Genomic DNA, 22,079 nt, shown 5'->3' with positions numbered 1-22,079 from the left:
ATCAAACACTTTGTTGATAATCACTCTCAACAACCGCAAGCTGAAAGGTGTCAGCTTGCAATTTTTATGATGTACATCACAAAATATCTACTCAGGAATAGTTAAGCTCTTAGTCGTAGTCAAAAGGGAGTACGAGGTATGGATACCGTTTCTGTCTCGCTTGCCTACTACCAACTTGCACTTGGTAAAGCTCTTTAAGTAAATCAGCAGTATGGGTCGCTAACTGCGGGAAAAGTCTCATGATCTCACAGACGCCTTCCTGACAGATGTCTATACTAGTTCCTCGAACGGCTTATTTACTGAAAGAGTTTAACATTTATCAGGAGAGCATCATGGCTGTAACGAATGTCGCTGAATTGAACGAGCTAGTTGCACGTGTCAAAAAAGCCCAGCGCGAGTATGCCAACTTCTCACAAGAGCAAGTTGATAAGATCTTCCGCGCCGCTGCCCTCGCCGCCGCAGATGCCCGTATTCCTCTGGCTAAAATGGCCGTTGAAGAATCTGGCATGGGTATCGTTGAAGACAAAGTCATCAAAAACCACTTCGCTTCCGAATACATCTATAACGCCTATAAAGACGAAAAAACCTGCGGGATCCTCTCCGAAGACGACACTTTCGGTACCATCACCATTGCAGAGCCAATTGGCCTGATTTGCGGTATCGTACCAACCACCAACCCAACTTCTACCGCGATCTTCAAAGCGCTGATCAGCCTGAAAACCCGTAACGGCATTATCTTCTCTCCGCACCCACGTGCCAAGAACGCCACCAACAAAGCCGCAGACATCGTGCTGCAGGCTGCCATTGCGGCTGGCGCGCCAAAAGACATCGTCGGTTGGATCGACCAGCCAACGGTGGAACTGTCCAATCAGCTGATGCATCACCCAGACATCAACCTGATCCTGGCAACCGGTGGCCCAGGCATGGTTAAAGCTGCTTACAGCTCTGGTAAACCCGCTATCGGTGTTGGTGCCGGTAACACTCCAGTTGTCGTCGATGAAACTGCCGATATCAAACGCGTTGTTGCTTCTATCCTGATGTCAAAAACCTTCGACAGCGGTGTGATCTGTGCGTCTGAACAGTCCGTGATTGTGGTGGATTCCGCATACGATGCAGTGCGCGCACGCTTCGCTTCCCACGGCGGCTACATGCTGCAGGGCAAAGAGCTGAAAGCCGTTCAGGACATCATCCTGAAAAACGGTGGCCTCAACGCCGCTATCGTTGGCCAGTCTGCACCAAAAATCGCTGAAATGGCCGGTATCAAAGTGCCAGCCAACACCAAAATCCTGATCGGTGAAGTGAAACTGGTTGACGAATCTGAGCCGTTTGCTCATGAAAAACTGTCACCAACCCTGGCGATGTACCGGGCCAAAGACTTTGAAGACGCCGTCAGCAAAGCCGAGAAACTGGTCGCCATGGGCGGTATCGGTCACACCTCTTGTCTGTACACCGATCAAGATAACCAGACTGCACGCGTGGAATATTTTGGCGACAAAATGAAAACCGCACGTATTCTGATCAACACCCCGGCTTCTCAAGGGGGTATCGGTGACCTGTACAACTTTAAACTCGCTCCGTCACTGACGTTGGGCTGCGGTTCCTGGGGTGGTAACTCCATCTCTGAAAACGTCGGTCCAAAACATTTGATCAACAAGAAAACTGTAGCGAAGCGAGCAGAAAACATGTTGTGGCACAAACTTCCTAAATCAATCTACTTCCGCCGTGGCTCACTGCCAATCGCGCTGGAAGAAGTGGCTACCGACGGGGCAAAACGCGCCTTCATCGTTACCGACCGCTACCTGTTCAATAACGGCTATGCCGATCAGATCACCAAGGTTCTGAAATCGCACGGTATTGAAACTGAAGTGTTCTTTGAGGTTGAAGCTGACCCAACGCTGAGCATCGTACGTAAAGGTGCCGAGCAGATGAATTCCTTCAAACCAGACGTGATCATCGCGCTAGGTGGTGGTTCACCAATGGACGCCGCGAAAATCATGTGGGTGCTGTACGAACATCCTGAAACCCACTTTGAAGATCTGGCGCTGCGCTTTATGGACATCCGTAAGCGTATCTACAAGTTCCCGAAAATGGGCGTGAAAGCGAAAATGATCGCCGTCACCACCACTTCAGGTACCGGTTCAGAAGTCACACCGTTTGCGGTAGTAACCGATGACGCTACCGGCCAGAAATACCCACTGGCTGACTATGCTCTGACCCCGGACATGGCGATTGTCGATGCCAACCTGGTGATGAACATGCCTAAATCCCTGTGCGCCTTCGGCGGCCTGGATGCGGTCACTCACGCTCTGGAAGCCTATGTTTCCGTACTGGCCAACGAATATTCCGACGGTCAGGCGCTGCAAGCGCTGAAACTGCTGAAAGAATATCTGCCAGCCAGCTATCACGAAGGGGCGAAAAACCCGGTTGCTCGTGAGCGTGTACACAACGCCGCTACCATCGCCGGTATCGCGTTTGCCAACGCCTTCCTGGGTGTCTGTCACTCAATGGCCCACAAACTGGGTTCTGAGTTCCACATCCCGCACGGTCTGGCTAACGCCATGTTGATCTCTAACGTTATCCGTTATAACGCCAACGACAACCCGACCAAGCAGACCGCCTTCAGCCAGTATGACCGCCCTCAGGCACGTCGTCGCTACGCGGAAATCGCAGACCACCTCGGCCTGAGCGCTGCCGGTGACCGTACCGCGCAGAAGATCGAAAAACTGCTGAAATGGCTGGACGAAATCAAGGCAGAGCTGGGCATTCCAACCTCGATCCGCGAAGCTGGCGTACAGGAAGCCGACTTCCTGGCCAAGGTCGACAAGCTGTCTGAAGATGCGTTTGATGACCAATGCACCGGAGCTAACCCTCGTTATCCGCTGATTGCCGAACTCAAGCAAATCTTGATGGATACCTTCTACGGTCGCGAATTCAGCGAAGCGACTGAAGAAGAGGCGGTAGTTGCGGCACCAGTTGCAGCCAAAGCGGAAAAAAAGTCCAAGAAATAACCGTTCTCTGAATGGTCAAAACCCGCCGAAAGGCGGGTTTTTTTATGCGTGAGATAAACTGTGCCCAATGAACGCCACGCGATTTTGACAACGGCACTACCCTACCCCCCAGGGCGGCATTCAAAAACGCCGCATAGGCCTTTTGCGGCGCTTCTGGTGCAATATCACTCTGGGGCCTTGATCGCTTCCTTGTAGTGCTTGCGGCATACCGAAACATAGCTTTCGTTACCCCCGATCACCACCTGCTCCCCCATGTGCATCGCCTTGCCATCGTCCCCCAGGCGCAGCACCATATTGGCCTTACGCCCGCAATGACAAATGGTCTTCAGTTCGACCAGTTTGTCTGCCCAAGCCAGCAGATGATGGCTGCCAACAAACAGTTCCCCAAGAAAATCCGTGCGTAAGCCATAACACAGCACTGGAATATCCAGTTGGTCGACCACCTCGCAAAGTTCTTCAACCTGCTCTTTGGTCAGAAACTGGCTCTCATCCACCAGCACGCAATGCACGGGCTGCTGCTGATGCTCCTGATTAATCATGTCGTACAGTTGAGTGGCGTTATTATAAAGCTGTGCTTGCGACGACAGCCCAATCCGCGAACTCACTTTGCCCACGCCGAAGCGGTGGTCGACCTCCGCGGTAAACACCAACGTGCGCATACCACGTTCTTGATAATTATATGAAGATTGTAACAGCGCCGTCGATTTCCCCGCATTCATAGCGGAATAATAAAAATAAAGCTGAGCCATGTGGCCGCGACTCCAATGGTTTAAAATATATACCCTAAGACTTTCTGGTTGTAGCGTAGCCCGCCGCAGACTCATCCTCTGGTCTTGCTGGCGCGCTACACTGCGCCCTTGTCAATCAGGGCAAATATATTCGCCCCCGGTTGATGAGTCTGTTGCGGTTAACAACGCTGCGGCCTGAGAGACGACGGGTATATACTGTCGGAAGGTGCAGGTTGACAGTGTAGCATAGACCGTGGTCAGACTCAGCAAGCGGGCTGACATTATCTTGGCCTAAGAAAATAGCCATAAGCCAAGTTGCATGTGAAACATTTTACACCCGCAACGGACACTTTTACATCTATTTACAGATTACTGTGGTTTATCAAGCACAATTAATTATTGTTAATGATTAACTAAACTCATTAATGCTCAAATGGATATGTCCTACCAGCGAGCAAACAGCCTACCCTGCCCCCTCCCGCCAGCAATGCAATTAAATGTGTTTTAGCGATGACTACCCGGTTAATTGGAACGCTTAACAACTTACTCGCTCCTGACAGGCTGTTTACCGCTATACCCCCATTCTTTACAGTACTAGTCCTTTTGGGGAAGTGATTATGGACACAAATCCTTCCCGATACTGTTATAGAGCATAATTATGACGAGCGGACCAAAATGACTTTAAGCTCGGCGATTATGCCTTCCGGTTGGACAATTTGGCATAAAAACCAGGGGGGATTAAAGCCTGATCCCCCTATGTTATTAGTCGGACAGTTCTCAATATCGGTTTTTTAAAGATAAATTTAGTCACTCTTTCAATTTGGCTATTGCAGAAAAGAAAGGAGCACTCTATTATTATCGTCACGCCCCCCCACCAATATAATTTGAGAGCTAGAACAATGAGCGAAGCATTGAAGATTTTGAACAACATCCGTACTCTACGTGCACAGGCAAGAGAATGCAGCCTGGAAACACTGGAAGAGATGCTGGAGAAGCTGGAAGTTGTTGTTAACGAACGCCGCGAAGAAGACAGCCAGGCTCAAGCAGAAATTGAAGAGCGCACTCGTAAACTGCAACAATACCGCGAAATGCTGATTGCAGACGGTATTGATCCAAACGAACTGCTGCAAACTATGGCTGCTACCAAAGCCGCTGGTAAAGCAAAGCGTGCTGCACGCCCAGCTAAATACCACTATAAAGACGAAAACGGCGAAATGAAAACCTGGACTGGCCAGGGCCGTACTCCAGCCGTGATTAAAAAAGCTATCGAAGAGCAAGGCAAATCTCTGGACGATTTCCTGCTGTAATAGCATTTTAGTTACCTTCAAAAGGCTCCCTATGGGAGCCTTTTTGCTTTGCAGCCACGGTAATCACCCTGACCTTCACACGCGTTATTCCGGTTGACTAGCAAAATTCTCATGTAAAGGAAAAGAAAAAGGGGCCAAAGCCCCTTTATTCTACCCTTCTATCGTTCGGTTACTGAACGTTATAAAACGCCCGATACCAATCAACAAACCGTTTAACCCCTTCAACAACGCTGGTCTCAGGTTTAAACCCGATAGTCTGGTACAGCTCCTCGGTATCCGCGCTGGTATCCAAAACGTCACCAGGCTGCATCGGCAGCATATTTTTGTGCGCCTTGATACCTAACGCAGCCTCCAGGGCATGAATATATTCCATTAACTTAATAGGGCTACTATTGCCGATATTATAGACATGATAAGGCGCAGAACTGCTGGCTGGGGACCCTTGCTCCACCGTCCAATTGGCATTGGGTTGAGGAACAATGGCCTGCAAGCGCACTACCGCCTCGGCAATATCATCAATGTAAGTAAAATCACGATGCATCTCACCGTGGTTATATACATCAATGCTCTCACCGGCCAATATCGCCTTGGTGAATTTAAACAGCGCCATGTCAGGACGCCCCCAAGGGCCATATACGGTGAAAAAGCGCAGGCCGGTGGTTGGCAGACCATATAAATGCGAATAGCTGTGCGACATAAGCTCATTGGCTTTCTTCGTCGCCGCATACAGGGATATTGGGTGATCGACCGAGTCATCCGTCGAAAACGGTAGCTTGCGATTCAGGCCATAAACCGAACTGGAGGACGCGTACAGCAAATGCCCAACCTTATTATGCCGACACCCTTCAAGAATGTTCAAATGGCCAATCAGGTTGGAATCCGCATAAGCCAAGGGGTGATCCAGCGAATAACGCACCCCGGCCTGGGCGCCGAGGTGAATGACCCGCTCAAACTGATGTTCAGCGAACAGCTCGGCAATTCCATTGCGATCGGCCAAATCCAGTTTGATAAACTGAAATGCTGGCTGATTAGCCAGCATGTCGAGCCGTGCCTGTTTCAGGCTGACAGCGTAATAATCATTCAGGTTGTCGATACCGACAACCTGATGCCCCATGGCTAGCAGGCGCTCCGTTACGTGATAACCAATAAATCCTGCAGCGCCTGTAACCAGGAATTTCATGCTCACCTCTTAGATGACCGGCTTAATCGATGCGCCACGACCAATACCATAGTAAGTAAAGCCGCGGGCTTGCAGACGTTCTGGATCAAACAGGTTACGGCCATCAAAAATAACGGGTTGCTTCAAAGCAGTCTTAATCGCATCAAAATCCGGAGCGCGGAAATTCTGCCATTCGGTACAGATCACCAACGCATCGGCTCCCTGCAACGCCGCTTCTTTGGTACCCATCAGTTTCAGATCGGCACGTTGCCCATAGATACGCTGCGCTTCTGCCATGGCTTCCGGGTCATAGGCTTGCACGCTGGCGCCTAACTCCCACAGGGTTTCCATCAGCACGCGGCTGGAAGCTTCACGCATATCGTCGGTATTAGGTTTAAACGCCAGGCCCCACAACGCGAAGGTTTTACCTTTTACATCATTAGCAAAATGGTGCTTGATGAACTGGGTCAGCTTATATTTCTGCTGGTTGTTGACCTGCTCTACCGCCTGCAACAGTTTCGGTTGATAACCGATATGCTCTGCGGTGCGGATTAGCGCCTGAACGTCTTTCGGGAAGCAGGAGCCACCGTAGCCACAGCCTGGATAAATGAAGTGATAGCCAATACGTGAATCCGAACCGATCCCCTGACGCACTTTTTCAATGTCCGCACCCAGCATCTCTGCCAGATTGGAGATTTCGTTCATAAAGCTGATTTTGGTCGCCAGCATGCAGTTGGCGGCATATTTGGTCAGCTCTGCGCTGCGGATATCCATCAGGATCATGCGGTCGTGATTGCGGTTGAACGGCTCATACAGCTCACGCAGCGGCTCGATGACGTCTTTGTTGTCGGTGCCCAGCACGATACGCTCAGGGCGCATACAATCGGCAACAGCTGCCCCTTCCTTGAGAAACTCTGGGTTGGAGACGACATCAAACGCCAAGTCGCTGCCGCGCTTGCGCAGCGTTTCGGTCATCACTTCACGAACTTTATCAGCGGTACCTACCGGTACGGTTGACTTATCGATCACCACTTTGCGGTCTGTCATATGTTCGGCGATGGTGCGTGCCACGGCGGTGACATATTTCAGATCGGCAGAACCATCTTCGTCCGGTGGCGTTCCCACGGCGATAAACTGGATCGCGCCATGGGCAACACCGGCTTTCGCATCGGTAGTGAAATGTAGGCGACCGGCTTCATAATTTTGCTGTACCAGTGAAGTCAGGCCCGGTTCAAAGATCGGAATATTGCCTTTTTTGAGGTTTTCGACCTTCTGTTCATCGATGTCGATACACATGACATCATGACCCACGTCAGCCAATACGGCTGCCTGTACCAGGCCAACATAGCCAATACCGAAAACGGTTACTTTCATCGGGAAGTCCTAATTTTCAAATTTAACAAAAAGTTATCAAGCTACTTCTGTTTGTCCGCCGCCCTAGGCCGCAGCCAAACCAACAATTCTTTACCCGTATTGGGTGGCCTTTTCGTCTCGACACGCTAGAGGTCAAAGAGCTCACCAACGGGCTTATCACCCGCAAATGGCTACTGAGGCCCTGACTCTCTATCTAAGTAGCTCTATTTTCGCTCTCAAATTGCGCACTGACTCCGCCATACGAAAAACCCGCAAAGTATACCAGCTTAAATCCGCTGAGTATTACCCCAAGCTCAAATAGCAATAAATTAAGACAACTACCTATGGAAACGACGTTAATGGAGAATAGGCAGAGGCAATTGCTGGAGTTCCATTGATGATTTATTCAGCACTCAGCATCAGACGTAACCGGCCGCCGCTACCCCAGACCTGGCACTGCCAGGCATCACAGCGTTGGCTTATTTGATTCATATAAGTGGTGCCAAGCGTCCCCAAAGGTACGCCATTACTTAATTGAATCAGGTTATCCCCTGTATTTACATTGGCATGCAAACCGGCAGAGGCCAGCACCAGATTCTTGTATTCGGCATGATAATAACCTACCAACAGCGGAAATTGGCCTTCCAACTTGCCTTGGCGCAATAATTGGTTAACTTGTTTTAACAATGCAGACATTTGCGGCAGGCGATGCTGTTGATTGGCTAAATGATCTTGTAGCAAGCCGTTGAATAAAGCACGCAATAGCAAGGCAGCCATCACGCCATTATCTCCCGCACGGGTGACATCCAGGCAATAAAACGCCAGGTCTTTATCCGATAGCGCCGCGATATCCAGCACCAACCCCGGATTTTCGCTGGTGGTTAATTGCCGATAATTAATACGGCAACCGGCAATAGACTGCTGCACGGGTGGCTGTAACTGCTTGAGTAATCTCACGGCCTCGGAGGGGTTTTGGCTTAATGCCTGCCAATCCTGGAACAGCTCGGCTTCTTCGATCGCCTGCGAAGTAAACATATTAGGATAGAGGCAAGCCAGTACCGCTTCGCGCAGCCGATTGAGATCGCTTAACGGTTTCAGCAGCACATCCTGTACGCCGAGCCGCAGCACCTTGGCGATATCCGCCATCTTATCGGTCGCCGAGATCACCAATACCGGGATCTTTATCCCTTGCAAGCGCAGATGCTCAACAAACTCGATGCCGTCCATTTCCGGCATGGCGAGATCGCACAGGATCAGATCGGGAGCGAACTCTTCGACCGCACTCAACGCCACAAGGCCATTGGCCGCCTCGCTGGTTTGTGCTCCCAAGGATGCAAGATAACCCACAAGCACAGAACGGAAAACCTGCTCGTCCTCAACGATTAAGATGCGCTTGTTTATCAGTGGTAATGCCATCGACCCAGCCTCTTCCCTTTTGATGTTGTAATAGTGGCTCATAATGAGCACTTGTGCTTGTCGAAAACACGCCCATAGCATCATTCCACCCTAACAAATGGTAATCATTTATTTTTTATCAATGGCGCCAAAACTTCTATCTGTTTTTCGACCGCCAATCGGCCTGCTTCTATCGCCTCGCTGGCGCGATGGAAATCCAGAGTGGAAATTTGTGGGCAGTACGGCTGGATCAGCACGTCCGGCGGGTCGCTGGCCATACGAGTTCGCTTCACCCGATTCTCCAGCATCTGAATCGAGGTGCTCATGATTTCCATTGCAGTGGGGGTAAAGGTGGTTTTCTTCAGCATCATTTTATTCATGCGTTCCCGCAGGCGGTCGCGCCAGTTATTGGCATCGCTAATGCTTGTTTCACTCTGCTCGCCAGCGTCATTGCGTACCGAAAACAGATCCTGCTGCATCAGGTGCGCGTCATGTTGCAAATCCACGGCAATCACGATGTCTGCCCCCATCGCCCTGGCCAATGAAATAGGAACCGGGTTGACCAAAGCGCCATCCACCAACCAATATCCGTCAAACCAGACCGGTGCCAACAAGCCCGGCATGCTGCATGAAGCTCGAATGGCCTGGTGGATATCCCCTTTGGTCATCCACAGCTCACGGCCGGTACTGAGGTTGGTGGTCACCGCACCGAATTTGAGTGAGCAGTCGGTAAAGTCGTTAATTTTCAGTATTTGACCAACGACGTTAAATACGCGTTCGCCGCGTAATAATCCACCGCGCTGCCAGGAGAGATCCATCAGCCTGATCACGTCCCAGTAGCTGAATGAGCGTACCCACTTCTCCATTGCTGGCAACCGATGGCTGGCAAACGCCGCCCCAACCAGTGCTCCCACGGAACATCCTGCAACAATATCGGCTTCGATACCCAGCTTACGCAGTGCGTTAATCACGCCGATATGTGCCCACCCCTTGGCGGCACCGGCCCCTAATGCCAACCCGATTTTAACTTTCCGCATGCTTTGCCTATCCTTTGCACGGTGAATTCACTCAACCCAATTGCAGGGTACATTGTCATCAACGAATGATGTTAGGTAACATATGCGTTAAATTCATTTTAGCCGCGGCTATACATCGTGCGAGCTAACCACTGAGAGGCGTTATTTTGACTGAGCTATGCCCCTGCGGCAGCGGGCAGGACTACAGCGCTTGCTGTGCGCCCTATATAACAGGTACTCAATACGCTATGTCGCCGGGCATATTAATGCGTTCGAGATATTCCGCCTATGTAAAACGGGATGTGGATTATCTTATTGCGACCTGGCACCCAGACTGCAACCCCGAAGAGTGGCGCAGCGCCATCAGCAGCAGCTTTGGCGATACCGAATGGCTTGGGCTGACGGTGGTAGCGGAAAACGCTGGCAATAGCGCCGATGAGGGGTTCGTGGAGTTCATCGCCCGTTCGCGCGATGGAGAAAGCGAGAGTGCCATGCATGAGCGTTCCCGCTTCCTTCGTCTTGAACAACGCTGGTACTATATCGACGGAACCAAACCTCAACCGGGCAGAAATGCCGTTTGCCCCTGCGGTTCAGGCAAAAAATATAAAAAGTGCTGCGGGCGATAAGCCTGCGGGTTCAGAATCAGACGGAATCGACACACTCATGCCACAGCAAAACGTACAAAGAAAAATTTTACGCACCATCTGCCCCGATGCCAAAGGGCTGATCGCCAAGATCACCAACATTTGTTACAAGCACGAATTGAACATTGTGCAGAACAATGAGTTTGTCGATCACCTCACCGGTCGTTTCTTTATGCGTACCGAGCTGGAAGGGATCTTCAATGATACGACGTTGTTGGCCGATCTGGACGGCGCGTTACCAGAGGGTTCGGAGCGCGAACTGCACAGCGCAGGCCGTCGCCGTATTGTGGTGCTGGTCACCAAAGAAGCCCACTGCCTGGGCGATCTGCTGATGAAAAGCGCCTATGGCGGCCTGGACGTTGAGATTGCCGCCGTCATTGGCAACCACACCACGTTGCAGACGCTGGTTGAACGCTTTGACATTCCGTTCCATCTGGTCAGCCACGAAGGGCTGACGCGTGAGCAGCATGATCAACAGATGATCGCGCAGATCGACCAATACCAGCCGGATTACGTCGTCTTGGCCAAGTATATGCGTGTGCTGACCCCGGCTTTCGTTCAGCATTACCCGAACCAGGTGATCAATATTCACCATTCGTTCCTGCCAGCCTTTATCGGTGCACGCCCTTATCACCAGGCTTATGAGCGTGGCGTGAAGATCATCGGGGCAACGGCGCACTACGTGAACGACAGCCTGGATGAAGGCCCAATCATTATGCAGGACGTTATTCATGTCGATCACACCTATTCGGCAGAAGATATGATGCGTGCCGGACGTGACGTGGAGAAAAACGTGCTTAGCCGCGCACTGTATCGTGTACTGGCTCAACGCGTGTTCGTCTACGGTAACCGCACGGTGATCTTGTAATTGGTTAACAAAGCGGTGTCTTTCGTTCACGGAAGCACCGCTGAGAATAAAAAAGCGACAAACAATTCATTTTCTGCATTTCAATGCTTTACACAAGCGCTTCATTTGATATGATGCGCCCCGCTTACCGAGACAGACGTTTCGCAAGCAAAGGAAAAAGTTTCAGTACCACAAGAAAGGGTTTGCCAACTTTCTGTTCAAAATTAGTAACCATGAATATCATGGTGGGGTTCCCGAGCGGCCAAAGGGAGCAGACTGTAAATCTGCCGTCACAGACTTCGAAGGTTCGAATCCTTCCCCCACCACCATTATTTTATGGCAATGAGCAAACAGAGAAATCTGAAGCCTCATGAATCACTCAAAATAAAGTTGTTTCAGTAGTACCAGAGAGAATTTGCCAACTTTCTGTTCAAAATTAGCAACCATGAATACCATGGTGGGGTTCCCGAGCGGCCAAAGGGAGCAGACTGTAAATCTGCCGTCACAGACTTCGAAGGTTCGAATCCTTCCCCCACCACCATCTTCTTATAGACCTCCCGAACTTTTAAATTATCATCTCATTCCCATGCAATACTGAGCAGGGAAGGATTAGAAGCTTCGACCAAGGTTCGAGCCCACACAGTGGACAACGCGCTTGCGCGGTCATCCTCCCCACCACCATCTTCTTATAAGCCTCCCAGTTTTAAATCATCATCTCATTCTCATGTACCACCGAACCAAATAGCTGCTCCTTATTGTGCTACAGGTGGAAGTCATGCAGAACGCCGACACGCCGTAAACCCGTCCCTGGGGGCTCGCAATCGCGCATCCATGCGCTCAACGGTCGGCTAACCTGCAATGACTCCCACCTGTCTCAAGCTTGGGTGTAGCGGTGTAAAACACTACCTGGTTTCATCCTTACGAACCCATCCTTCCCACCACCATCGCAATACCAATTCCCCTTGAACTAAACCCTACAATTCGCTATACCACTGGCTTCGTTAAAAGCAGCAAGGGAAAGTCATGCGTAACAACATTTGTATCTTTTGTGGTGCCAGCGAGGGCAATAACCCAGCCTATGTCGAATATGCCCGCCAACTCGGTCACCTGCTTGCCACTCAAGGGCGGCGTCTGGTGTATGGCGGTGGTAAAAAAGGATTAATGGGTGTGGTAGCGGACGCGGTCTTGGAGGCCGGTGGCGAAGCGATAGGCATCATTCCCCAGCGATTGGTCGAGGCCGAAACTGCGCACCGTGGCCTGACCGAGTTGGAAATCGTCCCCGACATGCACACCCGTAAAGCGCGGATGGCCGAAATGGCCGACGGCTTTATTGCCCTACCTGGCGGTATCGGTACGTTGGAAGAGCTGTTCGAAATCTGGACCTGGGGGCAGATCGGTTACCACAGCAAGCCGGTCGGGCTGCTGGATGTTAACGGTTTTTACCACCCGCTAAGCCAGTTTTTACAGCACGTCGCCGATCAAGGCTTTATGCGACATGATTATCTCAAGACCCTGCATATCAGCGATTCTCCGGCAGCCTTAATCAAGCTGTTTGATGACTATCAGCCGCAGAATTACGACCGCTGGGCAAAATAATCCCTGTCTACCAGCGGCATACCGCCGCTGGTCCGCGTTACATTTTCGGCCAAACTCTGCTACTATCTGAACACATTTTTTCGGATAAAAACGGCAGCGCTCATGAAGTTTGTTTCTTTTAATATCAATGGACTGCGTGCACGTCCGCATCAGCTGGCAGCAATTATTGAACAGCATCAGCCGGATGTGATCGGCCTGCAGGAAACCAAAGTCCACGACGATATGTTCCCGCTGGAAGAAGTCAGCCAACACGGCTATCACGTGTTCTATCATGGGCAGAAAGGCCATTACGGCGTGGCGTTGCTGACTAAAGAGGAACCTCTTGCCGTACGCCGCGGTTTTCCTACTGATGAAGAAGATGCGCAGCGTCGTATCATCATGGCCGATCTGGCGACGCCACAAGGCACATTGACGGTGATTAATGGTTACTTCCCGCAAGGAGAAAGCCGCGACCACCCTATCAAATTCCCAGCCAAAACCCGCTTTTATCAAGATCTGCAAAATTATCTGCAACAACTGCCGGCAGAGTCGCAGGTGTTGATCATGGGCGATATGAACATCAGTCCAAGCGATCTGGACATCGGTATTGGTGAAGAGAGTCGCAAACGTTGGTTGCGCACCGGCAAATGCTCCTTCCTGCCGGAAGAGCGTGAGTGGATGGGCCGCCTGCTGGACTGGGGTCTGGTAGATACCTACCGTCATGCCAACCCTGAGCGTAACGATGAGTTCTCGTGGTTTGACTATCGTTCGCGCGGTTTTGATGAAAACCGTGGTCTGCGCATCGATCTGCTGCTGGCTAACACCTCATTGGCTGCGCGCTGTACCGCCACCGGCATTGATTATCAGATCCGTGGTATGGAGAAACCTTCAGACCATGCTCCTGTCTGGGCCGAGTTCACACTGTAATCTCCCTGCCCCGATGCATATGTCGGGGCAATATCGAATCCAAGCTATGAAAATCATTGATGTCGTTGCCGCCATTATCGAACAAGATGGCAAGATCCTGCTCGCCCAACGCGATAGCAGCAGCGATCAGACTGGCCTATGGGAGTTTCCCGGCGGTAAGGTCGAAATGGCTGAGAGCCAGCCCCAGGCGCTCGCCCGTGAACTGAGAGAAGAGCTGGGCATTATCGCCAAAGTAGGGAGTTTTGTGGCCAGCAATCAGTGGCCGCAAAAGGAGAGGATTATTCGGTTACATGCTTGGCAGGTTAACTCCTTCAGCGGGGAGTTACAGCTACATTGCCACAGCGCATTTGCTTGGGTTACGCCCGAACAGGCCAGAGATTACCCGCTAGCCCCCGCCGATATTCCCCTGCTGGAAAGTTATATTCGCTTCCTATTCCCCTCACCCCAACCCTCTCCCACAGGGAGAGGGAGCTGTAATAGTGCCGTTGTCAGGAAGTGAAATCAATTTGTGGCACGGCTACGGTGAGCACAAAGGTAGTTATGTAACACGTTCAGTCCCCTCTCATCCAAACCCACAGGGAGAGGGAGCTGCAGCGGTGCCGTTGTCAGGAAGTGAAATCAATTTGTGGCACGGCTACGGTGAGCACAAGGGTAGATATGTAACACGTTCAGTCCCCTCTCATCCCAACCCACAGGGAGAGGGAGCTGTAATAGTGCCGTTGTCAGGAAGTGAAATCAATTTGTGGCACGGCTACGGTGAGCACAAAGGTAGATATGTAGCACGTTCAGTCCCCTCTCATCCCAACCCACAGGGTGCCGTCGTCGGGAATTGAAGTCGATTTGTGGCCCGGTCAAGGTGATCACAAGGAGTAGATATGTAGCACGTTCAGTCCCCTCTCCCTGTGGGAGAGGGTTAGGGTGAGGGGCGTATTCTGCTGCTATCACCGCTTGAGGCGGATCCAGATTAACGGATTGGTGCCCGTGACGTTAGGGTCGCGCGCGCACTGCATCATCTCGTCGCCCACTTTCAGCAACGCACCTTCAGAATAGTTTTGATTCTGATAAATGCAGCAACGGTTGCAGGGCGGCGGCGTTGTCGTGGTACGAGCGGTACCCCATATTTCAGGGGAAACCGGCACGACGACATCGACGTTACCGCGATTGGCCAATACGCCGGTGGAAAACAATGCCAAACAACCGATCAACAAGGGTATGCGGCTCATTCACTTTTCTCCCGTGCCTTTCCGGCACTTTTTTTACGCTTTTTCGCCCCGGCTAACGGTGCAGGCGACAAGCCACGAAACGCTATACTGGCCCGGCTCTGCTTAGCCTGATAGATCAACTGTTGCAGCGTGCCCTCCAGCGGTTGCATAAAGTCCTGATAACGGCAGGATTTTTCGCTGATTTGCGTCAACGTAGACTCCCACTGCGCCGTCATATCAGGGCGTGCCGCCAGGTCTGGCAATGAATGGATCAGTGCCCGCCCGGTTTCGCTGGAATGAATATAGCGCCCTTTCTTATAGAGGAACGCCCGCTTGAAGAGCAGCTCGATAATGCCTGCGCGCGTTGCCTCTGTCCCTAAACCATCGGTCGCTCGCAGGATTTTCTTTAGCGCTTTATCCTGCACAAAACGCGCAATCCCGGTCATGGCCGACAACAGGCTGGCATCGGTAAAGGGCCGTGGCGGTTGAGTCTGGCGTTCTACCACTTCGCCGCGCTCGCACAGCAACTCATCGTCTTTGGCGACAACAGGCAGCGGTGCCCCTTCGTTTTCCTCATCACGCTCTTTACTGCCCAGCAGGGTACGCCAGCCCGCTTCGGCCAGGAAACGCGCCTTGGCGATAAACTTGCCGCCAGCGATATCCAGCTCGATGACGCACTTACGGAACATCGCATCCGGGCAGAACTGCATCAGATATTGCCGGGCCACCAAACTGTAAACGTTCAGTTCATCCTGGCTCAGGCTGGCCTTGCTGGCACGCGCCGTGGGAATAATCGCATGGTGAGCATCGACCTTCTTATCGTCCCAACAGCGGTTACGGCGCTCGCTATCGATGATCGGCTGTGGATAAAGATCCGGCTGATGTACGCTGATGGCATTCAACACCGCATGGCGTCCGGCAAAGTGTTCCTCTGGCAGATAACGGCAGTCAGAACGCGGGTAAGTGATCAGCTTGTGGGTTTCATACAGCCGTTGGCATACGTCCAACACCTGCTGGGCGCTGAGGTTAAAGCGTTTCGACGCTTCAATCTGCAGCGTTGAAAGGGAAAACGGCAGCGGAGCGGTATCTGATTCCCGTTTATCATTATACGAGGTGACCAGCGCCGGTGCGCCTTCGATGCGTTTAACCACATGTTCGGCCAACGGCCGGTGCAGTAAACGCCCCTCCTCATCCTGGTAAGGCTCACAAGATTCACTCGGCTGCCACAGAGCGACAAAGCGTTCTTCCTTCGGCGTAACGATATGCGCTTTCACCTCAAAGAAGTCTTTCGAGACGAAATTTTCGATCTCTTCATCGCGCCGCACCACCAGCCCCAGTACCGGCGTCTGTACCCGCCCAACCGACAGCACGCCATCGTAGCCCGCGTTACGCCCTAGCAGCGTATAAGCCCGGGTCATGTTGATGCCGTAAAGCCAGTCGGCACGCGCACGCGCCAACGCGGAAACGCACAGCGGGATAAAGTCACGGTTATCACGCAGACGCTGTACCGCACGCTCCACCGCCTGTGGGTTAAGATCGTTGATCAGGCAACGCCGCACGTTCTGGCGCTTTTCCTGCGTCAGTGCCAGATAATCCAGCACCTCATCCACCAGCAACTGCCCTTCCCGATCCGGGTCACCCGCGTGGATCACTTCGTCGGCCTCTGCCAGCAGCTTTTTGATCGCGTTCAGTTGCTTGCTGACCGAAGGGCGCGGCTGCAACAGCCACTTCTGCGGAATTATCGGTAAGTCGGCCAACGACCAGCGCGCGTAACGGCTGTCGTAAGCATCCGGCTGGGCCTGTTCTAACAGGTGCCCAACGCACCAGGTCACCACATCGTTGCTGCCACAGGCAATAAAGCCGTCACCCCGACGATGGGGCTTGGGTAATACATCAGCAATGGCGCGGGCCAAACTCGGTTTTTCGGCTATAAACAGTCGCATTATTCACCGTTATTCTGGCTATACGTCATCAGGAACTCTCTGACTTGCGCGTAATTACCGCGAAAGATCACACGTTGGGTTTTCTTTTCTAATTGGTAGCGATACATCGGGTCGTAATAGTGTTGCAGCAGCGGCACCAGCCATTGTTGATGCGCTTCGCTTTGGCCTGTGAGCCGTTGTACCTGCAGCGCCGATTCGAGACGCAGCGTCAACTGCTGGAACAGTTCCAGCCCCAGGCGGCGGCGGATGGCAAACAGGCCATGGTGTAGATATTCATCATATTGCCGCCAGCCGTCTTGCTCGCCATAAGCTTGCTCAAAGGCAATGCGCATCCGGTCGATATACTCATCTTGCAGGCGTGCCACTCTCACATCAAACGGATCGTCAATCACCACCAGGGCAGCCTGTTGCATACCATTGAACAGCCCTAATGGGAGATTATTCGAACCGATGATCCGGCTTTCATCTTCCAGCACCCAATGGCGGCAGCCACCGTGCTGTTTCTTCAACATGCACGTAGCCAGCTGATTCTCAAAATTGATTTGGGTGGGCTGTTTCACCAGCGTACGGCCAAAAGACGAACCGCGATGATGAGCGATCCCTTCCAGATCGATACCGGCCGCCAATTCATTAATCAGCAGCGTCTTGCCACAACCGGTGTTACCGCCAACGATCAGCATAGGCAGCGCAGCTGCGGCCTCAAGCGCACCAAGCAAAAAATTGCGCAGCGCCTTGTAGCCGCCTACCACGCGTGGATAGTCAACACCCGCTTCTCGCAGCCACTGTTGCACCAATTGCGAACGTAGACCACCGCGGAAACAGTAGATATAACCCTCTGGCTGCCGGGCACACTGTTCGATCCAGGCCTGCGTGCGCTGCTCACGCAGTTTACCGTTGACCAGGCTGTGCCCAAGAGCGATCGCAGCTTGTTGACCATGCTGCTTGTAGCAGGTGCCCACCGCCTGACGTTCACTGTCGCTCATCAGCGGCAGGTTAACTGAACAGGGGAATGCCCCCTGCGTAAACTCTATCGGCGCGCGCACGTCAATCAGCGGCACATCCTGTAGAAAAAGGCGCTGGTAGTCTTGCGTATCCTGTCGAGTCTGCACCGTTGACACTAGACAACCTCGATCAGTGGTTTGCCCGCCTGTGCGGCCTGCAATTCACCAATCGCGTTCAGCGTGATGCCATGACGAGCCGCTATCGCCTGCACTTCGGCTTCGGCTTCCGGTAATACCGCCAGCAGCAAACCGCCGGAGGTTTGCGGATCGCACAGCAATTGACGTTGCAGATCGCTCATGGCGCCAACCAGGTGACCATAGCTTTCAAAGTTACGCCCGGTACCGCCCGGTACGCAGCCTTCGCTGATATAACGTTCAACATCCGGTAGTTTCGGCACGCATTCGAACCATACGGTTGCCTGCAGATCGGACCCCTGGCACATCTCGCTAAGGTGGCCAAGCAGGCCAAAGCCGGTAACATCGGTCATCGCCGTTACGCCTGCCACTTCGGCAAAGTCTGCCCCAGGCTTGTTCAACTGGCACATGACCTCAGTAGCCAAGCCTTGGTGCTCTGCCAGCAGTTTGCTTTTCTTCTCTGCGGTGGTCAGTACGCCAATGCCCAGCGGTTTGGTCAGGAATAGCTTGGTGCCTGCCTGCGCCGCACTGTTTTTCTTCACCAGCTCGGTTTTGACGATGCCGGTCACGGCCAAGCCAAAAATCGGCTCTGGCGCATCAATAGAATGGCCACCCGCCAATGCAATCCCCGCCTGCTGGCAAGCATAGCGGCCACCGTCGATCACCTGTTGGGCAACCTCTGCGGGCAACTTGGCAATCGGCCAGCCAAGAATAGCGATGGCCATGATCGGTTTACCGCCCATCGCATACACGTCGCTGATGGCGTTGGCTGCCGCAATACGGCCAAAATCAAACGGATCGTCGACGATCGGCATAAAGAAATCAGTGGTGCTGATAATGCCCACGCCGTTACCGATGTCATACACTGCGGCATCATCACGCGTTTCATTACCCACCAGCAGATGGGGATCGATAAACTTTTCCTGCTCGCTGTGCAGTATCGTTTCAAGCACTTTGGGTGAGATTTTACAGCCGCAGCCAGCGCCGTGGCTGTACTGGGTCAAACGAATGGCCGGCGATGTCATAGTCCACTCCCTCTGGGTAACAAACGAACGTAAGGATATCACAATGGGATATAGGGTAGCGCTTGCCGAGGGGATTGATAAGAGCAGGTTGGCATTATGCGTGCGACCTGCTCAGAAACAGTACAAAACTGCGGGTTATCGCGCATTCTCGGCGAGCTCCCGCATGGCGGATCAGAAGTAGCGGACGAAAGGCGTACTGTCCGGAGCGACCACTTTAGTGGCACCTTTTAACTGCGGCGTGCCTAGATAGAGGAAACCGACGATCTCGTCCTGCTCGCGGCAGGCGAAGGCTTCGCGCACCAACGGATGCTCTGTCCAGGCACCGCTGCGCCAGATGCCATTAAAGCCCTGCGCCAAGGCGGCCATTTGCATCGCCTGCACCGCGCAACCGGCAGAGACGACCTGCTCCCAGCGCGGCACTTTCGGATTTTCACTGCAATGAGCAACCACCGTGATAATCAATGGCGCACGAAAAGGTGCCTGTTTGGCTTTTTCTACCGCACTCTCATCCAGTTCATCTTGTCTGGCGGCAGCTTGCAGCAATTCACTGAAACGTTGCAGACCCTGATCCTCGATCAGGATAAAACGCCAAGGCTGTAACGTCCCGTGATCCGGCGCGCGCAGCCCGGCGTTGATGATATTCTGACGCACTTCACCTGCGGGTGCCGGGGCGGTCAGGCGTGACGCAGAACGGCGATTCAGTAAAAGATCCAGTGCATCCATCATTAACTCCTGATAACAATTTTCGTTTAAATCACGTTAACATAGCTCTACATAGAGTTACAGCCTCTGTAATACTGTCTATACCCGTTGCCATTCAAGCTGCATGGGGATAAATGGCAGGTGATTTAAAGCTGACATTTCTTCGGCCGCTCATTAGGATAGCGGAACATTCTAGACTCTTGTTGGAGAGCACATGCGCACATTGGGGCGAATTATTGCTGGTCTTTTCAGATGGACATGGCGTCTGCTGAATTTTGTCAGGGAACTTATCCTGAACTTGTTCCTGATTTTCTTGATCCTGGTCGGGGTCGGTATTTATCTTTCACTCCAAGGCAATTCTTCGGCAGTAACACCGCATGGCGCACTGCTGGTCGATCTCAGCGGAGTGGTGGTCGATCAACCTTCGGTAAACAACCGGGTTCGTCAGTGGGGCCGCGAACTGTTGGGCGCCTCCAGCAATCGTCTGCAGGAAAACTCACTGTTTGACGTGGTGGATACCATTCGCAAGGCCAAAGAGGATAAAAACATCACTGGCATGGTGTTGCAGCTGAATGATTTTGCCGGGGCGGATCAGCCTTCCCTGCAATACATCGGTAAGGCACTGCGTGAATTCCGCGACAGCGGTAAACCGATCTATGCCATTGGCGACAGCTATAACCAGACGCAATACTACCTGGCCAGCTATGCCAACAAGATCTACCTGTCACCTCAAGGTGCCGTCGATCTGCATGGTTTCGCCACCAACAACCTTTACTACAAATCCCTGTTGGAGAAGCTGAAGGTCACTACCAATATTTTCCGTGTGGGTACCTATAAATCTGCCGTAGAACCGCTGATCCGTGACGATATGTCACCGGCAGCACGCGAAGCCGATAGCCGCTGGGTCGGCGGGCTGTGGCAAAACTATCTGGATACGGTGGCGGCTAACCGTCAGCTCACGCCAGATCAGCTGTTCCCTGGCGCAGCAGATATTCTCAGTGGCTTGAAGGCAGCGGGTGGCGACACCGCGCAGTTCGCCCTGAATAGCAAACTGGTCGATGAACTGGCCTCTCGCACTGCAATAGAAACACAGTTGGTGAAAACCTTCGGTTGGGACAAGCAGAGCAATGACTTCAATGCGGTCAGCATCTACGATTACCAGCCGCAGCCGTCACCGGATCAGGGCGGTGAGATCGCCGTTATCTTCGTCAATGGCGCGATCATGGATGGCCCACAGACGCCAGGATCGGTCGGTGGCGATACCACGGCCTCACAGCTGCGTCAGGCACGTCTGGATCCGAAAATCAAAGCCGTCATCCTGCGCGTCAATAGCCCTGGCGGTAGCGTCAGCGCTTCAGAAGTGATCCGTTCCGAGCTGGCAGCAGTTCGCGCCGCAGGTAAACCAGTGGTGGTTTCTATGGGCGGGATGGCCGCGTCTGGCGGTTACTGGGTGTCGACCCCGGCAGATTACATTATTGCCAGCCCGAGCACCCTCACCGGTTCCATCGGTATCTTCGGCGTGATCAACACTTATGAGAACACGCTGGATAGCGTTGGGGTTCATACCGACGGCGTCGCGACATCACCACTGGCCGATCTGGCAGTGACGAAAGCATTGCCGCCAGAGTTCTCGCAGATGATGCAGTTGAACATCGAGAATGGTTACAAGAACTTCATCAACCTGGTGGCAACCGCCCGGAAAATGACGCCAGAGCAGGTCGATCAAATTGCTCAGGGTCATGTCTGGATCGGTAGCGACGCCAAGAAAAATGGCCTGATCGACCAACTGGGTGACTTTGACGACGCCGTGAAGAAAGCGGCAGAGCTGGCCAAGCTGCCACAGTGGCAACTCAACTGGTTTATCGATGCCCCTAGCATGACGGATATGCTGCTCAGCCAGTTTGGCGTCTCTATCCACGCCATGCTGCCTGCGGCGATCCAGTCAATGCTGCCAGCCCCGTTGGCATCGGTGGCGCTGGCGGTGAAAGAACAGCCTGGCCTGTTTAATAACCTGAACGATCCGCAACATCGTTATGCCATATGCCTGACTTGCGGAGAGGTCCGTTAACAAATAAATCTCTAGCCCGGCACCCGCCGGGCTTTTTTTCTCCT

The 22,079-nt window shown here is 52.6% G+C and carries 18 protein-coding genes and 2 tRNA genes; 10 read left to right on the top strand and 10 right to left on the bottom strand.

From position 1 onward, the window contains the following. Nucleotides 1–332: 332 nt before the first annotated feature. The gene (gene adhE, locus ACX9GU_RS12300) at nt 333–3,008 is read left to right on the top strand and encodes a bifunctional acetaldehyde-CoA/alcohol dehydrogenase (protein WP_021806599.1); all 2,676 of its coding nucleotides are present in this window, start codon (nt 333–335) and stop codon (nt 3,006–3,008) included. A gap of 164 nt (nt 3,009–3,172) precedes the next feature. Here the strand turns inward: adhE and ACX9GU_RS12295 are convergent, their stop codons facing one another. Further along, nucleotides 3,173–3,757, bottom strand: coding sequence for a thymidine kinase (locus ACX9GU_RS12295; protein ID WP_473194929.1), 585 nt, complete (start codon nt 3,755–3,757; stop codon nt 3,173–3,175). 878 nt (nt 3,758–4,635) lie between these two features. Between ACX9GU_RS12295 and hns the strand changes: the two genes are divergently transcribed. Then, nucleotides 4,636–5,043 (top strand): histone-like nucleoid-structuring protein H-NS, encoded by a 408-nt coding sequence (gene hns / locus ACX9GU_RS12290; protein ID WP_024486694.1) that lies wholly within the window; start codon nt 4,636–4,638, stop codon nt 5,041–5,043. Between the two features lie 169 nt (nt 5,044–5,212). Here hns and ACX9GU_RS12285 read toward each other — a convergent pair whose 3' ends face one another. The 4 genes from ACX9GU_RS12285 to rssA form a co-directional block, all read right to left on the bottom strand. Beyond that, nucleotides 5,213–6,223 (bottom strand): NAD-dependent epimerase, encoded by a 1,011-nt coding sequence (locus ACX9GU_RS12285; protein ID WP_473194928.1) that lies wholly within the window; start codon nt 6,221–6,223, stop codon nt 5,213–5,215. A gap of 9 nt (nt 6,224–6,232) precedes the next feature. Then, complete coding sequence (locus ACX9GU_RS12280; protein WP_473194927.1) at nt 6,233–7,576, bottom strand: UDP-glucose dehydrogenase family protein; 1,344 nt, start codon at nt 7,574–7,576, stop codon at nt 6,233–6,235. A gap of 381 nt (nt 7,577–7,957) precedes the next feature. Continuing rightward, nucleotides 7,958–8,971, bottom strand: a complete 1,014-nt coding sequence (gene rssB, locus ACX9GU_RS12275) for a two-component system response regulator RssB (protein WP_473194926.1) — start codon at nt 8,969–8,971, stop codon at nt 7,958–7,960. Nucleotides 8,972–9,075: 104 nt separating this feature from the next. After that, entirely contained in the window at nt 9,076–9,987 is a 912-nt protein-coding gene (rssA, locus tag ACX9GU_RS12270; RefSeq protein WP_473194925.1) for a patatin-like phospholipase RssA, read from the bottom strand. A gap of 146 nt (nt 9,988–10,133) precedes the next feature. On the opposite strand from rssA, the gene ACX9GU_RS12265 reads away from it, so the two are divergent. The 7 genes from ACX9GU_RS12265 to ACX9GU_RS12235 all read left to right on the top strand — a co-directional run bounded on the left by ACX9GU_RS12265 (nt 10,134) and on the right by ACX9GU_RS12235 (nt 14,458). Continuing rightward, nucleotides 10,134–10,592: a YchJ family protein gene (locus tag ACX9GU_RS12265; RefSeq protein WP_473194924.1), complete on the top strand. Its 459-nt coding sequence runs from the start codon at nt 10,134–10,136 to the stop codon at nt 10,590–10,592. A gap of 37 nt (nt 10,593–10,629) precedes the next feature. Further along, a complete protein-coding gene (purU, locus tag ACX9GU_RS12260; RefSeq protein ID WP_021181219.1) occupies nt 10,630–11,478 on the top strand; it encodes a formyltetrahydrofolate deformylase in 849 nt (282 codons plus the stop codon). A 223-nt stretch (nt 11,479–11,701) separates the two neighbouring features. Then, nucleotides 11,702–11,786, top strand: a tRNA-Tyr gene (locus ACX9GU_RS12255). 127 nt (nt 11,787–11,913) lie between these two features. Further along, nucleotides 11,914–11,998, top strand: a tRNA-Tyr gene (locus tag ACX9GU_RS12250). 482 nt (nt 11,999–12,480) lie between these two features. Continuing rightward, the gene (locus ACX9GU_RS12245) at nt 12,481–13,053 is read left to right on the top strand and encodes an LOG family protein (protein ID WP_473194923.1); all 573 of its coding nucleotides are present in this window, start codon (nt 12,481–12,483) and stop codon (nt 13,051–13,053) included. Between the two features lie 102 nt (nt 13,054–13,155). Then, complete coding sequence (gene xthA, locus ACX9GU_RS12240) at nt 13,156–13,959, top strand: exodeoxyribonuclease III (protein WP_473194922.1); 804 nt, start codon at nt 13,156–13,158, stop codon at nt 13,957–13,959. Nucleotides 13,960–14,005: 46 nt separating this feature from the next. Next, nucleotides 14,006–14,458, top strand: coding sequence for a pyrimidine (deoxy)nucleoside triphosphate diphosphatase (locus tag ACX9GU_RS12235; RefSeq protein ID WP_473194921.1), 453 nt, complete (start codon nt 14,006–14,008; stop codon nt 14,456–14,458). Nucleotides 14,459–14,900: 442 nt separating this feature from the next. On the opposite strand, the gene ACX9GU_RS12230 is transcribed toward ACX9GU_RS12235, so the two are convergent. The 5 genes from ACX9GU_RS12230 to ACX9GU_RS12210 form a co-directional block, all read right to left on the bottom strand. Continuing rightward, entirely contained in the window at nt 14,901–15,182 is a 282-nt protein-coding gene (locus ACX9GU_RS12230; protein ID WP_024528782.1) for a DUF1496 domain-containing protein, read from the bottom strand. Next, complete coding sequence (locus ACX9GU_RS12225) at nt 15,179–17,104, bottom strand: DNA topoisomerase III (RefSeq protein WP_473194920.1); 1,926 nt, start codon at nt 17,102–17,104, stop codon at nt 15,179–15,181. The genes ACX9GU_RS12230 and ACX9GU_RS12225 overlap by 4 nt, the downstream gene beginning before the upstream one ends. After that, nucleotides 17,104–18,222, bottom strand: a complete 1,119-nt coding sequence (mnmH, locus tag ACX9GU_RS12220; protein WP_115158853.1) for a tRNA 2-selenouridine(34) synthase MnmH — start codon at nt 18,220–18,222, stop codon at nt 17,104–17,106. The genes ACX9GU_RS12225 and mnmH overlap by 1 nt, the downstream gene beginning before the upstream one ends. Beyond that, nucleotides 18,222–19,265: a selenide, water dikinase SelD gene (selD, locus tag ACX9GU_RS12215; protein ID WP_021806611.1), complete on the bottom strand. Its 1,044-nt coding sequence runs from the start codon at nt 19,263–19,265 to the stop codon at nt 18,222–18,224. The genes mnmH and selD overlap by 1 nt, the downstream gene beginning before the upstream one ends. Nucleotides 19,266–19,436: 171 nt before the next feature. Continuing rightward, nucleotides 19,437–19,988 carry an NAD(P)H nitroreductase gene (locus ACX9GU_RS12210; protein WP_094981335.1) on the bottom strand — a complete coding sequence of 184 codons (552 nt, stop codon included), beginning with the start codon at nt 19,986–19,988 and terminating at the stop codon, nt 19,437–19,439. A 193-nt stretch (nt 19,989–20,181) separates the two neighbouring features. Here ACX9GU_RS12210 and sppA point away from each other — a divergent pair, with 193 nt between their 5' ends. Further along, nucleotides 20,182–22,035 (top strand): signal peptide peptidase SppA, encoded by a 1,854-nt coding sequence (gene sppA, locus ACX9GU_RS12205; RefSeq protein ID WP_473194919.1) that lies wholly within the window; start codon nt 20,182–20,184, stop codon nt 22,033–22,035. The last annotated feature ends 44 nt before the right edge of the window (nt 22,036–22,079 follow it).

Source organism: Serratia sp. K1WW1, from assembly GCF_055790865.1.
The sequence above is the reverse complement of the archived record's forward strand: the minus strand, read 5'-3'. Positions and strand labels throughout refer to the sequence as shown.